This is a genomic window from Candidatus Palauibacter sp., assembly GCF_965213655.1.
GTDB lineage: Bacteria > Gemmatimonadota > Gemmatimonadetes > Palauibacterales > Palauibacteraceae > Palauibacter.
Window position 1 is genome coordinate 1,849,417 of sequence record NZ_CBDBZT010000003.1, and the last position, 20,544, is coordinate 1,869,960.

The 20,544-nt window shown below is 68.2% G+C and carries 20 protein-coding genes; 2 read left to right on the forward strand and 18 right to left on the reverse strand.

Annotated elements, in window-relative coordinates:
- Window positions 1-14 precede the first annotated feature (14 nt).
- The 5 genes from ACOOGH_RS10350 to recF all read right to left on the reverse strand — a co-directional run bounded on the left by ACOOGH_RS10350 (window position 15) and on the right by recF (window position 5,191).
- Window positions 15-992, reverse strand: coding sequence for a hypothetical protein (locus tag ACOOGH_RS10350; protein ID WP_420448834.1), 978 nt, complete (start codon window positions 990-992; stop codon window positions 15-17).
- 179 nt (window positions 993-1,171) lie between these two features.
- Window positions 1,172-1,522, reverse strand: coding sequence for a hypothetical protein (locus tag ACOOGH_RS10355; protein WP_420448835.1), 351 nt, complete (start codon window positions 1,520-1,522; stop codon window positions 1,172-1,174).
- A gap of 128 nt (window positions 1,523-1,650) precedes the next feature.
- Window positions 1,651-3,612, reverse strand: a complete 1,962-nt coding sequence (gene gyrB / locus ACOOGH_RS10360; protein WP_420448836.1) for a DNA topoisomerase (ATP-hydrolyzing) subunit B — start codon at window positions 3,610-3,612, stop codon at window positions 1,651-1,653.
- A complete protein-coding gene (locus ACOOGH_RS10365) occupies window positions 3,612-4,022 on the reverse strand; it encodes a DUF721 domain-containing protein (protein ID WP_420448837.1) in 411 nt (136 codons plus the stop codon). The genes gyrB and ACOOGH_RS10365 overlap by 1 nt, the downstream gene beginning before the upstream one ends.
- Window positions 4,019-5,191, reverse strand: a complete 1,173-nt coding sequence (gene recF / locus ACOOGH_RS10370) for a DNA replication/repair protein RecF (protein WP_420448838.1) — start codon at window positions 5,189-5,191, stop codon at window positions 4,019-4,021. Before recF ends, ACOOGH_RS10365 begins: the two co-directional genes overlap by 4 nt.
- A gap of 124 nt (window positions 5,192-5,315) precedes the next feature.
- On the opposite strand from recF, the gene ACOOGH_RS10375 reads away from it, so the two are divergent.
- Together ACOOGH_RS10375 and ACOOGH_RS10380 are read left to right on the forward strand one after the other, a co-directional pair.
- On the forward strand, window positions 5,316-6,158 hold the full coding sequence (locus ACOOGH_RS10375) for a phosphatase PAP2 family protein (RefSeq protein WP_420448839.1): 843 nt from the start codon (window positions 5,316-5,318) through the stop codon (window positions 6,156-6,158).
- Between the two features lie 48 nt (window positions 6,159-6,206).
- Window positions 6,207-6,347 (forward strand): hypothetical protein, encoded by a 141-nt coding sequence (locus ACOOGH_RS10380; RefSeq protein WP_420448840.1) that lies wholly within the window; start codon window positions 6,207-6,209, stop codon window positions 6,345-6,347.
- 4 nt (window positions 6,348-6,351) lie between these two features.
- Here the strand turns inward: ACOOGH_RS10380 and ACOOGH_RS10385 are convergent, their stop codons facing one another.
- The 13 genes from ACOOGH_RS10385 to ACOOGH_RS10445 all read right to left on the reverse strand — a co-directional run bounded on the left by ACOOGH_RS10385 (window position 6,352) and on the right by ACOOGH_RS10445 (window position 20,542).
- Window positions 6,352-7,815, reverse strand: a complete 1,464-nt coding sequence (locus ACOOGH_RS10385; protein ID WP_420448841.1) for a carboxypeptidase regulatory-like domain-containing protein — start codon at window positions 7,813-7,815, stop codon at window positions 6,352-6,354.
- A 105-nt stretch (window positions 7,816-7,920) separates the two neighbouring features.
- A complete protein-coding gene (locus ACOOGH_RS10390) occupies window positions 7,921-8,808 on the reverse strand; it encodes a 3-hydroxyacyl-CoA dehydrogenase family protein (protein WP_420448842.1) in 888 nt (295 codons plus the stop codon).
- Between the two features lie 70 nt (window positions 8,809-8,878).
- Complete coding sequence (locus ACOOGH_RS10395; protein ID WP_420448843.1) at window positions 8,879-9,748, reverse strand: hypothetical protein; 870 nt, start codon at window positions 9,746-9,748, stop codon at window positions 8,879-8,881.
- On the reverse strand, window positions 9,735-10,670 hold the full coding sequence (locus ACOOGH_RS10400; protein ID WP_420448844.1) for a slipin family protein: 936 nt from the start codon (window positions 10,668-10,670) through the stop codon (window positions 9,735-9,737). Before ACOOGH_RS10400 ends, ACOOGH_RS10395 begins: the two co-directional genes overlap by 14 nt.
- Before the next feature lie 44 nt (window positions 10,671-10,714).
- Window positions 10,715-11,914, reverse strand: coding sequence for an acetyl-CoA C-acetyltransferase (locus ACOOGH_RS10405; protein ID WP_420448845.1), 1,200 nt, complete (start codon window positions 11,912-11,914; stop codon window positions 10,715-10,717).
- Window positions 11,915-12,048: 134 nt separating this feature from the next.
- A complete protein-coding gene (locus ACOOGH_RS10410; protein ID WP_420448846.1) occupies window positions 12,049-13,110 on the reverse strand; it encodes an isocitrate/isopropylmalate dehydrogenase family protein in 1,062 nt (353 codons plus the stop codon).
- Window positions 13,111-13,120: 10 nt separating this feature from the next.
- Complete coding sequence (locus tag ACOOGH_RS10415; protein WP_420448847.1) at window positions 13,121-14,218, reverse strand: tetratricopeptide repeat protein; 1,098 nt, start codon at window positions 14,216-14,218, stop codon at window positions 13,121-13,123.
- A 133-nt stretch (window positions 14,219-14,351) separates the two neighbouring features.
- On the reverse strand, window positions 14,352-15,710 hold the full coding sequence (locus ACOOGH_RS10420; protein WP_420448848.1) for a hemolysin family protein: 1,359 nt from the start codon (window positions 15,708-15,710) through the stop codon (window positions 14,352-14,354).
- 85 nt (window positions 15,711-15,795) lie between these two features.
- On the reverse strand, window positions 15,796-16,062 hold the full coding sequence (locus tag ACOOGH_RS10425; protein ID WP_420448849.1) for a hypothetical protein: 267 nt from the start codon (window positions 16,060-16,062) through the stop codon (window positions 15,796-15,798).
- 119 nt (window positions 16,063-16,181) lie between these two features.
- A complete protein-coding gene (locus ACOOGH_RS10430; protein WP_420448850.1) occupies window positions 16,182-17,021 on the reverse strand; it encodes a DUF3108 domain-containing protein in 840 nt (279 codons plus the stop codon).
- Window position 17,022: 1 nt separating this feature from the next.
- Window positions 17,023-17,772 carry a glycosyltransferase family 2 protein gene (locus ACOOGH_RS10435; protein WP_420448851.1) on the reverse strand — a complete coding sequence of 250 codons (750 nt, stop codon included), beginning with the start codon at window positions 17,770-17,772 and terminating at the stop codon, window positions 17,023-17,025.
- Window positions 17,769-18,707, reverse strand: coding sequence for a lysophospholipid acyltransferase family protein (locus tag ACOOGH_RS10440; RefSeq protein ID WP_420448852.1), 939 nt, complete (start codon window positions 18,705-18,707; stop codon window positions 17,769-17,771). Before ACOOGH_RS10440 ends, ACOOGH_RS10435 begins: the two co-directional genes overlap by 4 nt.
- On the reverse strand, window positions 18,704-20,542 hold the full coding sequence (locus ACOOGH_RS10445; protein ID WP_420448853.1) for an ABC transporter ATP-binding protein: 1,839 nt from the start codon (window positions 20,540-20,542) through the stop codon (window positions 18,704-18,706). The genes ACOOGH_RS10440 and ACOOGH_RS10445 overlap by 4 nt, the downstream gene beginning before the upstream one ends.
- Window positions 20,543-20,544: the final 2 nt, after the last annotated feature.

Here is a 20,544-nt window from a genome sequence, read left to right on the forward strand (position 1 = left end):
TTCAGAAGAAACCGTTACCCCTCCGGATCCGTGAGTTCGATCTCCGCGGTCAGGAGTCCCGCCGCCTTGAGCCCCTCGGTAAGCACCAGTCGGTCCATGCCGTCAAAGTAGCCCCCGCTCGATCGCATCCATAGCCAATCTTCGCGCTCGACTGGCACTGTGAGGCGCGCAGCTTCGTGACGCTCCACATCCAGGAACAGCCCGATCGTGTTCTCCGAGTTGAACCGCGCGAACAGGCGGCCGTCCTCAAGGGGCCGGAGGCTCGATACGAACTGTGTGCCGAGGACTCGCTCCGGCCCTCCGAACGTCTCGACGGTCTCACGATTCTTCCTCAACCTGAGATCCCGCATTTCCTTCGGCAGGAAGAGCACGCTCACCAGGGCCCCCTCGGGATCGAAGCTCACAAGCGCGATCTGCTCCTGATCGAGGACGTGGATCAGGCCGTCGTCGGACACGGTCACCAGGTCCAGACGCAACTGGAATGGGCCTTCCGGGTCGGGACGTAACTCGTCCGGGATCCGTCCGAACGCCACATTTCCGCTCGCCGTCACCCGGGCCAGGTAGTGGTCCGCGAACGCGTCCCCCGTGACGAGCAGCCCGAGGTCTGGATGGACGGCCGCGTCGCTCGCGTTCCCCGGAACCAGCTGGCTGCGAACGAAGTCGCCGTCCGGGCTCAGGTACGATGCGCGCCCGGCGCCGACATCGAGGACAAGAACCTGATCGCCCGCGTGGTCCAGGCGGCTCGGGAACCTGTATTCTCCGGGGCCGTCGCCGTCCCTGCCCGAGATCCGCACCGGATGCAGACTCCGGTCGAGGAGGACGATGTGGCGGTTGAGCCCGTCCGCGACGAAGTAGCCGTGCGAGGTGACGAGGATGTCCGCCAGCGAGCCGAAGCTCACCCGTTCGTCGAGCTGGTCCAGGTGGGCTTCGAGCGACCGGATCTCGTAGACCTGACCGCTCTCGACGAAATGGACGCGTCCACCATCGCCCACATCAGCGTCCCCCCCACATCCGGAGAGGCCGAATACGCTCGCCAGTCCCAAGGCAACCGATCGCGCGGCCGTGGCTTCCGGCCACCGAGCAGAACTCGGTGGCCGGCTTCGGCCCGCAGCCGCGGCTTCCGGCTGCGTTCGACGCAGCCTCGAACCGAAGGTGCCTGCGTGGAGGGGCGTCAAAAGAAGCCCCACGGCTCGTAGGCGTCGCACCGGAAGTGCCGCCGCCGGCCGTCATCCATCAGGTACACGCCGACATAAAACGTCGCGGTGCCTCCCCCGCTGATCCCACCCGAGGCCACCCCCACGTTGATGTTGGCGCCGCCACCGAGGTTCTGCGTGATGAGCCGGGAACCCAACAGCGCTCCGCTCGCCGGATTGCTCGGGCCCCCCGAGATGTACTCCCCACACTCGCTTTGTGCCGCGGCGACCGACGGCAGCGTCAGCGACAGCATCAGGGCCCCCGCGAAGGCCCACGCGGCGGCGGGCAGCCGCACGGTTCCGTTCCTGCTTCTCCTCGTCCTCATCATCCACCTCCCCTGATCGATCCCTGAGGGCGACACCCTGCCGCCCTCTCTGACACAAGGATCCGGGGGGGCGTCAACGGGCTATCAACGGGGCCGTTGACGCGGAGACGCGAGGTGGGCTCAGAGGCGGATCAGACGTCGAGATTGCGGACGTAGCGGGCGTTCTGCTCGATGAAGTCGCGGCGTGGCTCGACGTTCTCGCCCATGAGGGTGTCGAACAGGCGATCCGCCTCCACGGCTTCGTCGATTCTCACCTGGAGCAGCGTGCGCTTCTCCGGGTTCATCGTGGTGTGCCACAGCTGATCGGCATTCATCTCGCCCAGCCCCTTGTAGCGCTGCAGCGAGGTGCTGCCTCTGCCGTTGTCGAGCCTCGCCTGGGCGGCGACGCGCTCCGACTCGTCGTAGCAGTAGAACTCCGTCTTCCCCTTCCACACCCGGTACAGCGGCGGCTGCGCGATGTAGATGTATCCGGCGTTGATGAGCTCTCTCATCTGCCGGAAGAAGAAGGTCAGGAGCAGTGTCCGGATGTGGGCGCCGTCCACGTCGGCGTCCGTCATGATCACGACCTTCCGATACCGGGCCTGCGAGAGATCGAAATCCTCTCCGATCCCGGTCCCGATGGCGGTGATCATGGCGCGGATCTCCTCGTTGGAGAGGATCCTGTCGATCCGCGCCTTCTCCACGTTGAGGATCTTCCCGCGCAGGGGGAGGATGGCCTGGTAGTTGCGGTCGCGCCCCATCTTCGCGCTGCCGCCCGCGCTGTCTCCCTCCACCAGGTACAGTTCGGCGATTTCCGGGTCCGTGATCGAGCAGTCCGCCAGCTTGCCCGGCAGAATGCCGGTCTCCAGCGCCGACTTCTTGCGCGTCAGGTCCCGCGCCTTGCGCGCCGCTTCCCGCGCCCGCGACGCCTGGAGCGCCTTCTCGATGATCTTCCGGGAGGGGCGGGGGTTCTCCTCCATCCACGTCCCGAGGTTCTCGTTGACCAGGCTCTCGACGATGCCGCGCACCTCGCTGTTGCCCAGCTTGGTCTTGGTCTGCCCCTCGAACTGCGGCTCCATGACCTTGACCGACAGGACACAGACGAGCCCCTCGCGCACGTCGTCGCCGCTCAGGGCCGGGTCCGCCTTCTTGAGGATGTTGTTCCGCTGCGCGTAGCTGTTGATCGTGCGGGTGAGGGCGCCCTTGAACCCGGAGAGGTGGGTCCCGCCCTCGTGCGTATTGATGTTGTTGACGAAGGTGAACGTGTTCTCGCTGTAGGCGTCCGTGTACTGCATGGCGAGTTCGATCTCGGTGTCGTCCTGCGCGCCCGCCACGTAGATGACGTCCGAGTGCAGCGGAGTCTTGTTGCCCAGGAGGTACTCGACGAACTGGGCGATCCCCCCCTCGAAGTGGAAGTCGCGGCGCGCATCCTCCTGCCGCTCGTCCACGATGGTGATTCGCACGCCCCGGTTCAGGTACGCCATCTCCCGCAGCCGGTTGGCGAGCGTCTCGAAGCTGTACTCGAGGTGGTCTCCGAGACCCTCGAAGACCTCCGGATCGGGCCGGAAGGTCACGGTGGTCCCGGTGTCCGTCGTCTTCCGCCCCTTCGTGAGCTTGCCCTGGCTGACGCCGCGCTCGTAGCGCTGCGTCCACTCGTGGCCGTCGCGGCGCACCTCGACCTGCAGCCACTCGGAGAGCGCGTTCACGACGGAAACGCCCACGCCGTGCAGTCCGCCCGACACCTTGTAGCTCGACTTGTCGAACTTTCCGCCCGCGTGGAGCGTCGTGAGGGCGAGCTCGACCCCGGGCACCTTCTCGGTCGGGTGAAGGTCCACGGGGATCCCGCGCCCGTCATCCACGACGCGGATCGACTGGTCGGTCCCGATCGTGACCTCGATACCGGAGCAATATCCCGCCATCGCCTCGTCGATCGAGTTGTCGACGACCTCGTAGACGAGATGGTGCAATCCGCGTCCGGAAGTGGACCCGATGTACATCCCCGGACGCTTGCGCACGGCCTCCAGTCCCTTGAGGACATGGATCTGCCGGGCGGTATAGTCCGAGTTCCCGTTCTGGTTGCCGGCGGTCTTCCCACCGGTCGTCGCCTTCGCCATCAACCCCTCCCCCTATCGAGTCGGCCGCGGCGCGCCGCGGCCGGCGATGAGTCCCCGGACTGCACGAACACGATCCGGTCGATCCGGCCGCGAGTGCGGTTCTCGTTCAGACGATTCAGCAGTTTTCTCCGCATCATGTTCAATTCCGTCATCCAGGCCGCACCGGCGACTTCGATGAACAACGTTTTTCCCTTGATCCCGCCGACCCTCGTCACCCGCGCGATGTGCGGTCCGACGATCCGTTCCCAGCGCGCGGCAGTGGCACTGCGTTCCACGCGTTCGCGGATCCCCATCCGGTCGAGCATTTCCGCCAGCACGCCCCCGACGCGTTGCGGGTGCCGCTGGCCCTTTCTCGCATCGCGACGCCGCGAGGACGCGCGCGACACCGGCCGGGACGCCGCTTCGTTCATGCGATCAGGCGCCCGTTCCGCAGGTGCCATCGCGCCAGCTTCCCTCCCATCAGGCCCACGTCACCTAGCTTGGGAGCAGTCAGAATCACCTGTCCGCCCCGTTCCGACTCGAAGAGCCGCAACAGGCGATCCGAGCGACCCTCGTCCAGTTCCGCGAACACATCGTCGAGCAGGTACAGCGGCTCACGGCCGAGGCGTTCTTTCAGCCGGTCGGCTTCGAGCAGGCGCAGGGCCAGTGCCGCGGTGCGCTGCTGTCCGCTCGACCCATAGCTCCGGAGGTCTCGCGACCCCTCCGGCGCCTCGACCTCGAACCGGATCTCATCGCGGTGCGGACCTACCACGGTCACCCCCTGGCGGCGCTCCCGTTCCCGAGTCGCCTCCAGCGCTTCCCGAAAGCGATCCGCCCACGAGCCGGCTTCCTCGAGACCACCTGTCCCGGCACCCGACGCGACCGAAGCGGCATACCGCAGCCGCGCGCTGTCTCCACCCGAGATTCGCCCGTAGAAATCGGCGTATCGTTCCGCCCCTTCAGATACCCATGTCGCCCGTTTTTCGGTGAGGAACCCGCCGTCCTCGATCAGTCCTTCGGTCCAGGCGTCGATCTCCTCGTTCGTCCAGCCGCGCCGCAGCGCCTCGTTCCGCTGTGACAGAAGGCCCCGGTAGCGCTGCAGCGCCGAGAGGTAGCCCGGCACGCCGACCGAGAGCGCAACGTCGAGAAACCGGCGCCGCAGCGTGGGTCCCCCGCGCACGATGTCGGCATCGTCGAGGCGAAACGCCGCCACGCCCACCGACCCGATCCCGGCCGAGACCCGTTCCACTTCCAGCGCGTCCACCTCGACCTTCTTGATGCGCTGCGATCGGTCGTAGGCCGCGGCCACGGACATCCCCCTCTCCACCTCACCTTCCACCCGGAACACCGTCTGTCCGAACCGCACGAGTTCGCGGTCCCGCACGCCTCGAAAGGACCGGAAGACCTCGAGGTAGTAGATCGCCTCGAGGAGGTTCGTCTTACCCGATCCGTTGGGCCCGATGATCGCGACGCCGGCCTCCGGGAACTCGCATTCGAGTCGCTCGAAGTTGCGGTAGTCGCGAAGGGTCAGGCGCCTGAAGAAAGGCGCGGAGGACGCCTCAGGCTGGCGGATAGACGGTGCCTCCGGTGTCTTCGTCACAGACCCGGAAAATACGGCGAAAACCCTTGTACCGCAAGGAAATTTGCCCATTGAAGACCTCCTCCGAACACGGGCGGCGGGCGGTTGCCCGGGAGCCGCCGGGCAGGCAGCTTCGGAGGCGTCCATGACACGCTTCGGCCGCTGCGGCGCACGCCGCCCGATCCCGCCCCGGAAAGCCCGTCGAGGGGCTGCTGCCTCGCTCGGAGTTGCGTGGTTCCTGCTCCCGCTCCACCTCGCCGCTCAGGCGGTCGAAGCGCCTTCGGATTCGCAGGGGGCGGAGGGCACCCGGGTCTGGCGGGGTGTCGCCCTCGGCGCGGGCGTCCTGGGCGGTGCCTTCCTCGTCGACGAGACTGTCCGTGATCTGGCGCTGGATCATCAAGGGGAGTTCGGTCGCGATCTGGCCGAGGGCGGTCACACGTACGGCGACTGGAAACAGACCGCTCCCTGGCTGGCGGGGGGTGGAATCCTGCTTGGCGTCGCGCTGGACGGCGAGCAGGGGGTCCGGCGGGCGACTTCGGCCTTCTTCGGCGTCCTCGCCGGCTCGATGTCGAACACCGTCCTCAACTGGGCATTGGGACGAAGCCGTCCGAGAGCCGAGCGAGGCGTCCTGCACTTCGATCCCTTCCGGAGCAACGCTTCGCTGGGGTCCGGCCACACTGCCTACGCCTTCGCCATCGCCGCCGCCGTCGATGAGGTCACCGAAGGCGGGTGGGCCATTCCCTTCTATGTGGCAGCCGCGGGGACGGGACTCGCCCGGATCTACGGAGACCGGCACTGGCTGTCCGACGTGGCGGTCGGCGGCTTCATCGGCTGGTGGGTGGGCGGCCGGGCGACAGAAGCCGCCGCGGGCTGGCTCCGAGTCGAACCCCTGTCGACTTCGTCCGGACTTTCTCCGCCCGCCCGCGTCCGGATCCGGCCACTGATTGCCGGGCACGCGCTGGGGGTTCAGCTCCGCTTCCAGCAATAGGCCCCGGGGCGCCAGCAGTCTGCAGACCCTACGTTGAACTTTGGTCAGTTGCCGCGCCGCAGCCGGCCGCACCTCCAGCGGTCGATCTGGTACTCGCAGTCGTGGGCGACGACCGGGCGCAACGTGTTCGACGGGCTCGTCTACGGACTGCTGACGGGCGGCGCCTTCGGCTGGCTCTGGCCGACCTGACCTGCTAGGTGGCGCAGCGTCGGGGAGCGAAAGCCAGTCTGGCCTCGGGACTCAAGGCGAGCATCACGCGGAGTTGCCCGGCTCCCGTGACTTCCACTTCCTGTGACGCCGGCTCGAATCCCTCGCAGACAGCACGGATGCGGTAGGCACCGGGGGGCACGCCCTCGAGCGAAAACCTGCCCGCGGTGCTCGTCACGGCGCGGAAGTCCGTGCCCACCAGCAGGATGGGTACGCCCCCGAAGGGCCGCCCCGTCCCCTCGTTTACGACCAGACCCGTGATCGTGCCCGGCTCCGTCACCTTCACCGTGAGCCTCAGCCGCGCCCCGTCGGCCGCTTCGACCAGGGCGGACACACCCATCTCACGACCGTAGGCCGCCGTCACTTCTACCGCTGCTCCGGCGGGCAGCTCGCACAAGCGAAAGCGGCCGAGCGAATCCGTGCGCACCTCGAGGTCCTTCAGCAAGGACTCGCCCGGAGCCGGATACGAGGCGAAGACATGGGCCGCGGGCAGCCGCACCTCGGTGAGTTCGTCCTCCACGAACCCGTCCAGCGCCACCTCACCGGGACGCCCCCCCGGTTCACACAGGTCGACCTCGATTTGCGGAATCTGCGCCACCTGCGCCATCCAGTCGGACCACAGGATGATGGCGCCGCACGCGATCGTCGTGTCGTTGAGGGCGAATAAAGGGATCGGGGTCGAGGGAGTGTACAGTTCGGCCGCGCCGACGTCCGTCACGGACAGTTCGTCGAGGAGCCATGGGGGCGGACCGCTTGGGGATCTGTGCCTCCCCGCAGGGTTGAGAGACCACGACCGGCTGGTTCCCATCCCATCCGCAAGACCGATGAGCCTCCTGTCATGGTAGACCGGGACCCTCTCACAGCGTGACGCGGGTGCACGCATCTGCAGGTCGGACAGGAAACGCGACAGTCGGATGTGTCCCGCCCTGCGGGTCTCGATCCACTCGGGTTCGAAGTACGTCCCCCACCCTTCTTCGAGACGGTCGTAGAAGCCCGTCTCGGCGAGGCGGGGCGGCCGTCCCTCCACATCGACGCTGAGCGGCTGGAGCGGGATCGCCCGCGTTCGGAGTCCCACCTCCACCGGGGTGGGCGCGCCAGGACCGATCTCCAGAGGAATACTGAAGTCCTCGTATCCGATACGTCGCACGCCCAGCGCGTAGTCGCCCGGCGCCACATCCTCGAAGGCAAACGTGCCTTCCGGGCCCGTCAGCGTCTCGCGAAGCTCACCCGCGACATCGGAGGCGGAAGCGAGCCGCACCAACGCCCCCTCGACCGGCTCGCCCGTCCCCAGATCGCGAACCGCGCCCACCACGCGAACGGGCTCCTGGGCGAAGACACGCGAGGCACTCGCCCCGGGCAGGGCGGGAATCGCGGCAGTCAGAAGAAGGACGCGCACCGCGACCATCGCGCGTGCTTTCGACGGCTCCACCGTCAATCGTCTCCGCCTCATGAAGGTCCTCTGCGCGCGGATGTCGGTCTGCCCACCACAAGACGTCTCCGGGCGGGGAGACGTCACACGGCCGAGTGTCCGTCCGACACGCCTGCCCGGCGCGAACTACAGGACGAAGCTGGACACGACCGGTTCGTCGCCGCTGTAGTCGTAGAAGCCCTTCCCCGTCTTCCGGCCGTGGTATCCCGCCAGGAACATGCGGCGCAGCAGCGGCGGAGAGGCGAAGCGCGCCTCCTTGTACTCATCGTACATGATCCCGGTGATGTGGTACAGCGTGTCGAGCCCCACGAAATCGCCCAGCGTGAAGGGTCCCATCGGGTATCCGCAGCCCAGGCGCAGCCCCTTGTCGATGTCGGGTATCGACGCGATCCCGGACTCGTAGGCACGGATGGCGTCGAGCATGTAGGGGACGAGGAGCCGGTTCACCACGAAGCCGGTGTTGTCGCCGCAGGCGATGGGGCTCTTCCCGAGCGATGCGGCGAAGGCGAAGGCGGCCTCGAACGTCTCATCCGCCGTCTGCCCGCAGCGGACCACCTCCACCAGCGGCATAACCGGGACGGGGCTGAAGAAATGGAGGCCAACGAAACGCTCCGGACGATCCGTCTCCGCGGCGAGTTCGGTGATGGACAGGCTCGATGTGTTGGAGGCGAAGATGGTCTCCCCCCCGCACAGCCCGCCGAGTGCGCCGAACAACGCGTGTTTCGCCTCGAGGTTTTCGGTGATCGCCTCGATGATGAGGTCGCACTCCGCGAGGTCCGCCAGTTCCAGCGTCGGGCGAAGACGAGCCACCGTCGCATCCCGCTCCGCCGCGCTCAGCTTCTCCTTGTGCACGGCGCGATCCAGTGTCTTCCGGATGCCGGCCAGCCCCCGGTCCAGGAACCCCTGCTCCACCTCCCGCACGATCGTCTCATAGCCGGCCGCCGCGCTCACCTGCGCGATCCCGCTCCCCATCAGTCCCGCTCCGACCACCCCGACCTTCCGAATCTCAGTCAATGTCCGCTCCCTTGATGTCCGTTGGCATATCTATGCCTGCTGGCGTGTTGCGTCCGGAAACGCGCGCTCCTCAGCCCAGGAGTTTACGGTGCCACGGTTCCTCTTCGCTTCGGAGATTCTCGCCGCGCTCGAGTCGGTCGAGAAGACCCTGAAGCGCGAGTTCCATCCTTTGCCTGACCTTCCGCATGTCGGCCCGCGCGGAGACCGTTCCGACGGCCGTGAAACCCGAGAAGATCCCGAGTCCTCCCAGCAGCGGCAGGACACCGCCTCCCGTCGCCATGAAGAGGCCGAAGCCCCCAGCCGCGCCAAGCAGGCCCATGCCCGCGAACCAGCCTCCGAGCCGTTCCGCCCGCATGTTCCCGATGTCGGCCGTGAGCGTGGCGAGCGACCAGCCGCTCTCGAGGGCTTCCACACCGACCTGAAGGTTGCGAGCCTTCGCCAGAATGTACCGCCGTCCGCCGACATCCATGGCGCGGCGCATCTGGTTGACGACGCCGGTCCCCGGCTCCCAGAGCGACCCGCCCGACCGGGAACGTACCTGTCTGAGAAGCTCCTCTTCCCGCAGGTACGACTCGAGATTCGCCTCCACCTCCGGCGGGCTTCCGGGCACCACCCGGCTCGTGCTCACGATCGCCGGACCGATCATCCGGCGCGCGAGGCCGTCATCCGGAGGCGCGTCGGGGATGAGGGAGGCGGCCTCAACCTCGGCCAGCGCCTGCCGGATGTAGCGCTCCTCGATCCCGACCTCCGCCCCGATCTGAACGACTTCGCCCGCACCGAGCGCCCCACCGACCGAGGTGGCACTGCGGAACTGCAGATCCGACGCGCGCCGGATCACCCGTTCGAGCTGCTCCTGCGTGACCGTCGCCGACCCGGGCGGACGGCGAACCGGTGGACCGGATCCGGCCGAGTCCTCACGGTCGCCGTCAGCCGGCGGCATCTCTCTCTCTCTCCACCGCTTCAGGCTCGACAACCTCACTCGGGTCGCCCGCCGACTCCGCGCGCGGCAGCTGCGGCGCTCCCTGCGAGCCTTCGAGCGTACGTTCGCCGGCGGGAGTCGAAGATTCGTCATCGCCCGACGCGGTGTCCGACACCGTTTCCGACACCGTGGCGAGCCCCTTGATCATACCCATCATCGGGCCCAGTTCGACCGGGAGCGGGAAGAGCGTTGTCGAGTTGTTTTCCGCCGCGATCTCCGTCGCCGTCTGCAGGAAACGCAGCTGTAGCGAGGCCGGGTATTCGCTCAACTGGCGCGCCGCGTCCCGCAGGTTGGAGGCCGCCTGCAGTTCGCCCTGCGCGTTGATAACCTTGGCGCGCCGCTCGCGTTCCGCCTCCGCCTGCCGCGCGATCGCGCGCTTCATCTCCTGCGGCAGGTCCACGTCCTTCACCTCGACGCCCGTGACGTCGATCCCCCACGCATCGGTGCCCTGATCAATGATGTCGCGCAGGATCTGGTTGAACTTCTCGCGCTCCGCGAGGACCTCGTCCAGTTCCGCCTGCCCGATGACCGAGCGCAGCGTCGTCTGCGCGAGCTGCGAGGTGGCGAAGAGGAAGTCCTCGATCTCGAGGATAGCGCGCTTCGGATTTGCCACCCGGAAATAGAGGACCGCGTTGACCTTCACCGACACGTTGTCCCGCGTGATGACGTCCTGCGGCGGGATGTCCATGGCGATGATCCGCAGGCTCACCCGCTCCATGCGCTCGACCCCGAACGGGACGAGGAAGATGAGCCCCGGCCCGCGCGTCGGGCGGGCGCGGCCGAGGCGGAAGACGACGGCCCGCTCGTATTCCTTCAGGATGCGGAGACTCGTGGCCAGGGCGAGCGCGCCCGCCCCGGCGAGGATGAAGAATAGGGGATCCATGTTCGCTCCCTCCGACTGCTCGTGGGGCCCGGCCCGGCGGACTGCTAGGCGTCAACCTCCACGACTACGGCCGCGCCCTGCCCGCCGCCGATGCACGCCGCGCCCAGGCCCAGGCCGCCGCCCCGGCGCCGCAGTTCGTGCAGAAGATGGCCGGTGATCCGCGCCCCCGTCATACCGAGCGGATGGCTGAGCGCGATCGCCCCGCCATCGACGTTCACCTTGTCCCGGTCGAGACCGAGTTCGCGCTCAACCGCCAGGTACTGGGGGGCGAACGCTTCGTTCACCTCGACGAGGTCGATGTCGTCGAGGGTGAGGCCGGCCTTGTCGAGGGCTGCGCGCGAGGCGGGGGCGGGCCCGATGCCCATGATGTGGGGGGGCACGCCGGCCACGGCGTACGAGACGAGACGGCCGACCGGTTCGAGACCATGCGCGTCCGCGTAATCCGCGCCCGCCAGAACGAGCGCCGCCGCCCCGTCCCCGATCCCGCTCGCGTTGCCCGCGGTGACGAGACCATCCTGCTTGAAGTAGGGCCGGAGCTTCCCGAGCCCCTCGACCGTCGTGTCGGGACGAAGGTGCTCATCCCGCTCGAAGGACGTTTCCCTCCCCTTTCTTCCCACCATCATCGGTACGACCTCGTCCTCGTAGCGGCCGTCTTCCCACGCCTCCGCCGCGAGCCGCTGGCTGCGAACCGCGACCTCGTCGGCCTCCGAGCGCGAAATTCCGTACTCCTCCGCGAGATTCTCCGCCGTCTGGGCCATCGAGAAGCCGCAGTAGGGGTCGGTGAGCGCTTCCCACAGGGAATCCTCGAACTTGGGCGCCGGGCCGAGCCGCAAACCCCAGCGGGCCCCGCGCACGATGTGCGGCGCCTGGCTCATGGACTCGGCTCCGCCCACGAGGCAGACATCGCTCTCGCCGAGTGCGATCTCCTGCGAGCCGTCGATCACGGACTGGAAGCCCGAGCCGCACAGGCGGTTCACGGTGACCGCCGGGGTCTCTATCGGCAGCCCCGCGCGCAGCCCCACATGCCGCGCGAGATAGATCGCGTCGGCCGACGTCTGCATCACATTCCCCATCACGACGTGCCCGAAGTCGCCGGCTTCGGCGCCCGAGCGCTCGATCGCCGCCTCCGAAGCGACGACGCCGAGGTCCACCGCCGAATAGTCCTTCAGGCTGCCGCCGAACGCGCCCATGGCGGTCCGGGCCGCCGAGAGAAACACCGTTCCGTTACCGTTGCTGTCGCTCATCTTCGCAGAGTCCTTCCGTCTCTTGCCGGTCGTCCAACCGGATCCATTTCATTGTTGCTCGCGGCTCCGCCGTCACCGGTGGTGGCGCGCGGGGCCCGACCTACGGGCCCGAGCGGGAAACGTAGCGTGGCGGATCAGGCCGCGCTCACCCGTTCCACAAGCCAGCTTCCGACGTCCGATGTCGTCGCGCTTCCCCCAAGGTCCGGCGTCCGCACCCGCGAGTCGAGGGCCGCATCGACCGCCTCCTCGATGATCTCGGCGGCTTCGTCCGAACCGTGATCCCTCAGGAGGAGCGCGGCGCTCAGCACCGCCGCCATCGGATTCGCCCGTCCGGTCCCCACGATGTCCGGGGCGCTGCCGTGCACGGGTTCGTACAGGCCATGTACGCCGGGGTTCACGTTGGCGGAGGGGGCGAGCCCCGGCCCCCCCACGATCTCGGCCCCCAGATCGGAGAGAATGTCGCCAAGCAGGTTCGACGTGACGATCACCCCGAACCGTTCCGGCACCCGGACCATCTCCATGGCGAGCGCGTCCACGTACCGCATCTCCGACTCCACCCCCGGGTATCCGGCGGCGACCTCCGCGAACACGCGGCGCCAGAGCCCGAACATGTGCGGCACCGCGTTCGCCTTGTCCGCGAGCGTGACGCGCAACGCCCGGGGAGCGGCGTGCTCGAACGCCCGCCGGACAATCCGCTCGACCCCGAACCGGGTCGCGATCGACTCCGACACCGCGACCTCATCAGGCGTGTCCTCGTGTTCGACCCGCCCGATCCCCACGTACAGGCCTTCCGTATTCTCGCGGAAGATCTCGAAGTCGATGGGCACCGTGTCCGCCGACCTCAGCGGCGACAGCTCCGGTGCCCGCAGCCTGAGCGGCCGGCGGTTGAGGAACAGGTCCAGCCGCACGCGCAGCCCGAGGAGGAGGTCGCGAGCGTGACGTCCGTCGGGCACGCGCGGATCGCCCACCGCGCCGAATAGAATCGCGTCGAAGTCATCCCTCAGAGACTCGAAGGTACGCTGCGAAAGCGTCTCCCCGGTGGCGAGATAGTGATCCGCACCGTGCGGAAAGTGCGTGAACTCGAGATCGGACAGGCCTCTGACGGCCACGGCCTGAAGCACCCGACACGCTTCGCGGGTCACTTCGGGACCGATCCCGTCGCCGCCGATGACGGCGATGCGCAAGGGAGTTTTCACCTCGGGATGCCTAGCGTTCGATTTCGAGCGCGCCGACCCGTGCCGAGTCCTCGAGGAAAGCGCGCGCCGTCTGCCAGGACACGGCGATGCCCGTCAGCGCATGGAGCCGCATCGCCTCGTTGCGCATGAAGTCCGACAGCGAGACGCCGGGCTCCTCGGACCCGTTTCGCATGGCCCGCACGATGCCATCCCAGTCTCCCTCGTACACCACGCCATTCGGCGCCCGAACGCGGTGCACGTCCACCGCCGACGCGTCGGGCGGACGACCGAACAGATCGAGCTGGCTCGTGCCCGGCCCGGCCGTCAGCCCGTTCGCCCGAGCCTCGACCTCGGCCAGCAGGCGCTCCTCGGGACTCGGTTCCGGTGCCAGTTCCTCCAGCGCCAGCAGATAGGGCTGCAACTCCTCGGCGTCCGACGGCAGGTTCTCGAGTCGCCGCTTGAGGTCGACGACCCGCCACGCGACGATCGGGTCCGCCAGGTCCGTCACCGGGATCGCCCCCAGTTGCACGAGCGACCCCCGGAAATCGCCGCGCTCGTAGAGCACGTTACCGTAGAGGGTACGCGCCTCCCCGAAGCGAGGATCCAGACGCACGGCCTCCCGGCTCCAGAACAGGGCCCCCTCGGTGTCGCCATCCCGGTAGAAGGTGAAGGCGAGATCCAGCGCCGCATCGGGACTCTCGCGATCTGCGGCGAGGGCCAGCCGGAAGAAGCGCTCCGCCCGGCTCAGGAGACCCTCGCGCAGAAGGCTGCGCCCAACGCAGAGCATGAGTTCCACGTCCTGGTCGTAGCCGAGGGCGATGAGGCCTTCGAAGATCTGGAAGGCCTCCGCGCGTTCGCCCAGCTTCAGCAGCACGTCGCCCAACCCGGCCAGCGCCTCTTCGTGCTCGGCATCGATCCGGAGGACCCCGTCGAAGGCGGCGCGCGCCCAGGCATACTCCTCGCGGGCCAGCCGCGTATACCCGAGTGAGACGAGGAGTTCGACCGAGTCGGGATAGCGGGTGAGAGCCTCCTTGAGGAGGCCAAGCGCCTGATCGAAGTCGCCGGCTTCGTACAGCCGTTGCGCTTCAGCGTCGAACTGCTCGTAGTCCCAGGCGTCGGAGAGGTTCAAGCCCGGAACCTCAAGCCAGGAACTCTTCCGACCATCTTCGGCGAGCCAGAGCGGAGCCTTTCGTTGAAGGGACGCTCTCCCAACTTCGGGAGCGAGCACTGCGTGAGCAAGTTCCGGGGAGGTCCGGATCCGGTCACGATTCGAGGGCCTCCCACAGTCTTCGCACCGTCTCTTCGTCCACACCAAGGAGAGTGAGCCGCGTGATCCGCCGCTCGACCAGCTCCGCGACCTGAAGCCGCAAGTCTCCCAGCGGGACCCTGTCTCCCGGCTCCGGGATGCGGCCCAGCGTGCCGATCACGTAACCCGCCACGGTATCGTATTCCTCGGCTTCCTCGAGATCATCGAGCCGCAGACCCGAGAGCAGATCCGCGAACGAGACACCCCCGTCGAGCCCGACCGAGCCATCGGATCCCACCTCCAGACCCATCTCCGCCTCGTCGTGCTCATCGTAGATCTCACCCACGATCTCCTCGAGGAGATCCTCCAGGGTGGCGATGCCGTCCGTGCCGCCGAACTCGTCGACAACGACGGCCATGTGCGTCTTCCGGGCCCGCATCTCGGCGAGAAGGTCGTCCACCGCTTTCGACTCCGGGACGAAGAGCGCCTCCCGCATCACGTCGCGCGCCACGAGTCCCGCCGGACGTTCGGCGACGACCTCCGCGAGCAGATCCTTCACGACGATGATGCCCACGATGTCGTCCAGCGACTCTCCCGTGACCGGAAGCCGCGAGTGCCCCGATTTCGCCGCGACCTCCAGGATCACCTTTACGGGATCCCCGGCCCCGACGGCGACGATGTCCAGCCGGGGCGTCATCACTTCCCGCACCACGGTATGCGTGAGATCGAACACGCCCTCGATCATCGCCTGTTCGTCCTTCTCCACCACCCCCTCGCGCAGACTCTGCCGCACGAGCACCTCGATCTCGTCCGGACTGTGGGCATGCTCTGCGCCGTGCGTATCGCCTACGGGGGCGCGGATCAGCCTCAGGAAGAGGCGGGCCGAGCCGTCGAGCAGCCAGATCGCCGGCGTCGCCACCCGGTTGAACGCGAGGAGAGGACCGGCCAGATAGCGGCTCACCGTCTCGGGACGCAGGAGCGCGACGGTCTTCGGTGCGAGTTCGCCGAGCACGATGTGAAGGTAGGTGATGATGATGAAGGCGACGACGATCGCCGTCGTGTGGAGAGCCGCGGGCCCCGTCGCGAAGCCAAGCGCACCGAACAGTGCTTCGAGCGACCCTGCGAGCGCCGGCTCGCCGATCCATCCGAGGCCCAGCGACGCGATCGTGATCCCGAGTTGGGTACCCGAGATCGCGCGGTCGAGATTACCCTGCGCCCGGCGGACGACGCCGGCCAGACGATCGCCGGCATCGGCCAATTCGTCGATGCGGGTGCGTCGGGCGCTGACGAGCGCAAACTCCGCCGCAACGAAGAAGGCGTTCGCCGCTACGAGCGCGATGACCGCGCCGAGCCTCAGAACGAGTCCGAGGTCCATTCGGACGTCCGACTAGCGGATGGTGTGGCTCCCGGTCTGTCCGGGGGCGGGGGTTCGTTCAGGCTACGTTACCTCGCCGGTTGTCCTAGATCTGGGCTTCCTGCTTTGACCGCTCGGCCGCGCCTCCGTGCGGAATCGCCGGGGCACAGTACCGCTCGCCGATGGTGCGCAGGACCGACAGCTCACCCGGCGTCAACTCCGGATATCGCTCTCCGAGGTACTGGATCGTGTCGTCGAACCACTCTTGCCGCTGCTCTTCTTCCGCGTCGAGCACGCCACAGCGGCGGATGTGGCTGAACAACTCGTCGCGGGCCCGGTCACTTGAATTCGGCACATGATTTCCTTTGCTCAAGGCACCTCCTGCTGGTCGTCGTCGCCTTACAGGCTTTCGAGACTAACCTAGGACGCACCACGGCAAAAAGGGAGTGTCGTACTATCGTGGCGGCTACTTCGCCGGCTCCGGGCCGACCGTTAACGATCAGCCTCCGCCTCGTTCCGCTCGAAGTCGCGCAGATACATGTTCACCCTGCCTCTCTTCATGCGGCTCTTGATCTGCACGATGACGCGACGGTCGTCGTCCGAGATGAACACCTCCGCCTGTCCGTCCTCTCCGAACAGGCCATCGGTCTGAATGATCGGACGCAGCACGATCGTGTTGAACGTCCCCGCCGGCACGCGCACGCGCTCGCGCCGGAGGACCTCGACGACGACGGGATTTCCGTCCTCCTCGAAGTAGCGTTCAAACTCGTAGGTCCGGCCGACTTCAAGCGGGAGGGTCCTGATCAGGTAGAGGTAGGATATCTCGTCCAGCGCTCCCTCGGGCATCGGAAGATCGCGTTGCCGGCGGTGCGGGAGATAGGCCTCCGCCTCTTCGTTCCAGTCGTGCCTTGTGGCGGTGAGGGCCTCGTGGTCCAGCTCCCAGCGGCGCTGCCGGCGGTATCCGCCCTGGCGGAGGTTCTCCTCGAAGCGAAGCGACCGGTAGGGATCGGGCGCGAGCCAACTCACCGTGCGGTCGTCCACTTTGTAGAAGGGAATGCTCCCTTTCATCCGCATCGAGAGTCGGTAGGCGTGCGTGCCGCGGATCGTGTCCTGAGCTTCGACCTGGAGATGCATGCGCCCGAAGTTCACGGGCCCGAACAGCACGGCGTATTCGGAGGTTTCCCCGACCTCGAACGGCCAACTCTCGGAGAAGGGGTCATCTGCCGCGCCGCGTTCGTCGCCCTGTCCGAACGCGCCGGACGGTGCCGAAATCGAAGGGACCAGGAGCGCCAGACACAACACTGCCCCGCGCGGCTGGTATCGGCTCCGCATGTCAGGCCGCTGCGGCGATCTGCCGACCGATCTCGCGCAGGGCGCGGTCGCGGCCGGCGGCAAACAGCTGCCGCAGTTGCTCGCCGGCCCGGAAACGGGCGTCTCGGTATCGGCGGAGGGGGTGCGGATCATGCGGAATCTCCTCGAATCTTCGTACAAACGGCCATACCCGCAGGAGCATTGCGGCGTTGGCGGCCCAACCCTCGTACTGCAACAGCTGTGCATCGCCCGCGGCGACGGCGCGTTCCAGAGCGAACAACCTATATAACCGAAGAGAGGCGTAAGGATCCGTCACGGCCGGAGCCGCGAGCAGCTGACGGGCGCAGAGCCGGCCGCCGGCCCGGGTCAGACGCCGCGTGAAGGGTTCCGACTCGCCGCGCGCGACCGTGACGAGATCGGCCCCGCCCTCGAAGCGGCGCAGCATCTCCGGCAGCCGCTCCGGCGGATCGGAGAAATCACCCTGCATGGAGACGAAGGCGTCGCGGCGCGGATAGCCGGAGCGGTGAAGCGTCGCCCGGACGAGCCGGTCGAGGCTCGCCGCGTAACCCCGTCGTTCCTGGTTGCGGAGCACAGTCAGCGGGAGAACGCGCGGATACCGTTCGAGCGCTCCGTCCGTCCCGTCGTCCGAGGCGTCATCACAGACGAGCACGTGAAACTGCCGCCGCTCGCCGTAAAGGAGTTCGCGGATACGCCACAGCAGCGGACCGATGGTCTCTCGCTCGTTGTGAACCGGAATTCCGATGTGAATCATGCGCCCTCTCCGCGCTGAGTCACCCGCTTCCAGCGCCGGTGGAACCAGAAATACTGCTCCGGCCGCTGCTCGATCTCCCTCTCCAGCACCCGAACCCACGCCGTTGTGGTCTCGACCGGGTCGCCGTCGGCGCCGGGCCGAACCCGGTCGATCTCTTCATGGACGACCCTGTACCCCGATGGGTCTCGAACCAACGCCGCGAAGAAGAGAGGGACATCGGCCGCCAGACACAAACGCGCGGGGGCCAGCGAGGTCCAGGCTGGGCGGCCCAGGAAGTCGATAGGGGCGCTGCCGCGGCGGGTATGCTGATCGGCCACAAGGGCCAGGATCCGGCCGGAACGCAGCGCGTCGAGCGCCGGCCGCGCCGCCTCGTCGCGGTCGAGCACATCCAGCCCCAGCCGCGCGCGCAGCTCGCACAGCCGACGGCCGAAGGCGCCTCGCTGGCGCTGAACGACCGCCGTCACGCGCACTCCGAGCGCCCGCACAGCCGCGCCTCCAAGCTCCCAGTTGCCGAGGTGCCCGGAGACCACCACCGCGCCCCCACGCTCCGCGATCGCCGCGTGCAGGCGCGGGCCAAGCCCGGCCTCATCGACCACGCGAGACAGCCTGCGTTCGACCCGGGGCGGACCGCCCATGAGGAGCGCGGCCTCCTCGCCGAAGTGGCGGTAGCAGGCGCGGGACGTGGCGCGCACCCAGCCCGGCGTCGCGGTCGGGAAGCTCGCGGCGATCTGGGCGTCCACCACGCGGCGGCGCACACGCAGGGGTTCGCGAGCCAGCGTCCCCAGCGCCCGCCCTGCCGCTAACGTCAGCGGTTCCGGCGCGGCGCGCAGTCCGAGATGCAGGCCGGTCACCCCGCCGTCCACGAGCGCGTCCGCAAGCCGTCGGCCGGCACCCCGCCCGCCGCGCCGACCGGCCCGGCCCGCCCGGTCTTTCACGGTTGCGAGACCCGTTCGATCTGGTGGCCGAAGAGCCGATGGTACGGCCCATCGCGCGCGACGAGCGCGTCATGGCGCCCGGCGTCCACAAGCCGCCCGCGCTCGAGGACGAAGATCCGGTCGGCCTCGCGCACCGTCGAAAGCCGGTGGGCGACCACGATCACCGTGCGGCCGCGAAAGCCTTCTGCCGTCGCCGTCCTGAGCGCCGTCTCCGTTTCGGCGTCCACGGCCGACGTAGCTTCGTCCAGGATGAGGATCGGGGGATCACGAAGGATGGCCCGCGCGATCCCGATGCGCTGGCGCTGGCCCGTCGACAGACGCACGCCGCGGTCGCCGAGCACGGTGTCGTAACCGTCGGGCAGCCCGGTGACGAAGCCGTGCGCCCCGGCCATCCGCGCCGCCACCTCGACCGCCGCCGGGTCCGGCACCTCGTCCCCGTAGGCGATGTTCGCCGTCACCGTGTCGTGGAAGAGCACCGCCTCCTGCCCCACGAGACCCACGAGCCGGCGGAGCGAGTCCACGGAGAACTCCCGGATGTCCGTGCCATCGATCGTGACCCGTCCCGTCTGCGGGTCCGCGAACCTGGGAAGCAGGTCGACCAGCGTGGACTTCCCGCTCCCCGATGCCCCGACGATGGCGACGACGGATCCGCGCGGGATGACGAGGTCGATGTCTTGCAGCGCGGCCCGCCCCTGCTCGTACGCGAAGCTCACGCCCTCGTACCGGATCTCCCGCTCGGGACTCGCAGCGACCCGCCCGCCTCCGGCCGGCTCCGGGCTCTGGTCGAGGATCTCGAAGAAACGGTCGGCCGCCGCGAGCCCCTGCGCGGCGATGGCCGGATACTGCGCGAACCCCTTCACCGGCGAGATGGCGCGCAGCGCGATGGTCACGAAGGCGACGAACTGTTCGGGTGCGAGGGACCCGCCGCTTCCCGTGAACGACGCCCCGATCCAGACGAGGCCCAGGGCCACGATGGACGCGAGCACCTCGGACACCGGCGAGGCGAGGTGCCGGGTCGTGGCCGCCGCGATCCGCTGGCGGCTGAACGCGTCCGTACGGCGCCGGAACCGGTTCTCCTCGAAGGCCTCGGCGACCCTCGACTTCACCAGCCGCACCGCGCCCAGCGATTCCTGCAGCGCCGCAACGAGTTCGCCCTGATCGTCCCACGTCCGGCGGAACCTCTCGCGCAGCCGGCCGAGAAGCGGCCGCAGGGCGAGCAGCACGAGCGGCAGGAGGATGACGGCGATCAGAGCGAGCCTCCATGAGAGCGCGAAGAGCGCCACCGCGTACGCCGCGAGCGTCGCCACCTGGCGCACGGCCTGCGCGAGCGCGTCCGTTACGACCGGCTTCGCCTCCCCCGCGTCCGTGATCACGCGCGCGATCAACTGCCCCACCTTGCCGCGTTCGAAGAAGGCGAGCGGCAGACGCTGCAGGTGCGCGTGCACCGCGTTGCGCACATCGCGGACGAGAAACTCCTGCGTGCGGATCGAGAGTGCCCGTCCCCCGACGATGCAGAGGTTCTTGAGGAGGAGCGCCACCAGCACGAGCAGGCAGACAGCCCGCAGCCCGTCCAGCCCCGTTTCCGGACCGAGCCACCCCCCCGCGATCCCGTCGATGAAGCGCTCCGCCGCGTTTCGTCCGCCGCCCGGCAGGGGAGGCCCCATGCCGAAGAGCGAACGGAGGAAGGGGATGAGGAGGAGGAGGCTGAACGCTTCGAGTCCGGCCGCGAGCACGCCGAGCGCCAGACTCGCGAGGAAGGTCCAGCGATAGGGGCGCAGGAACCGGAACAGCCGCCGATACGAGGAGGCGCCCTCGCCGAGCCGGCCCGGGCTCACCG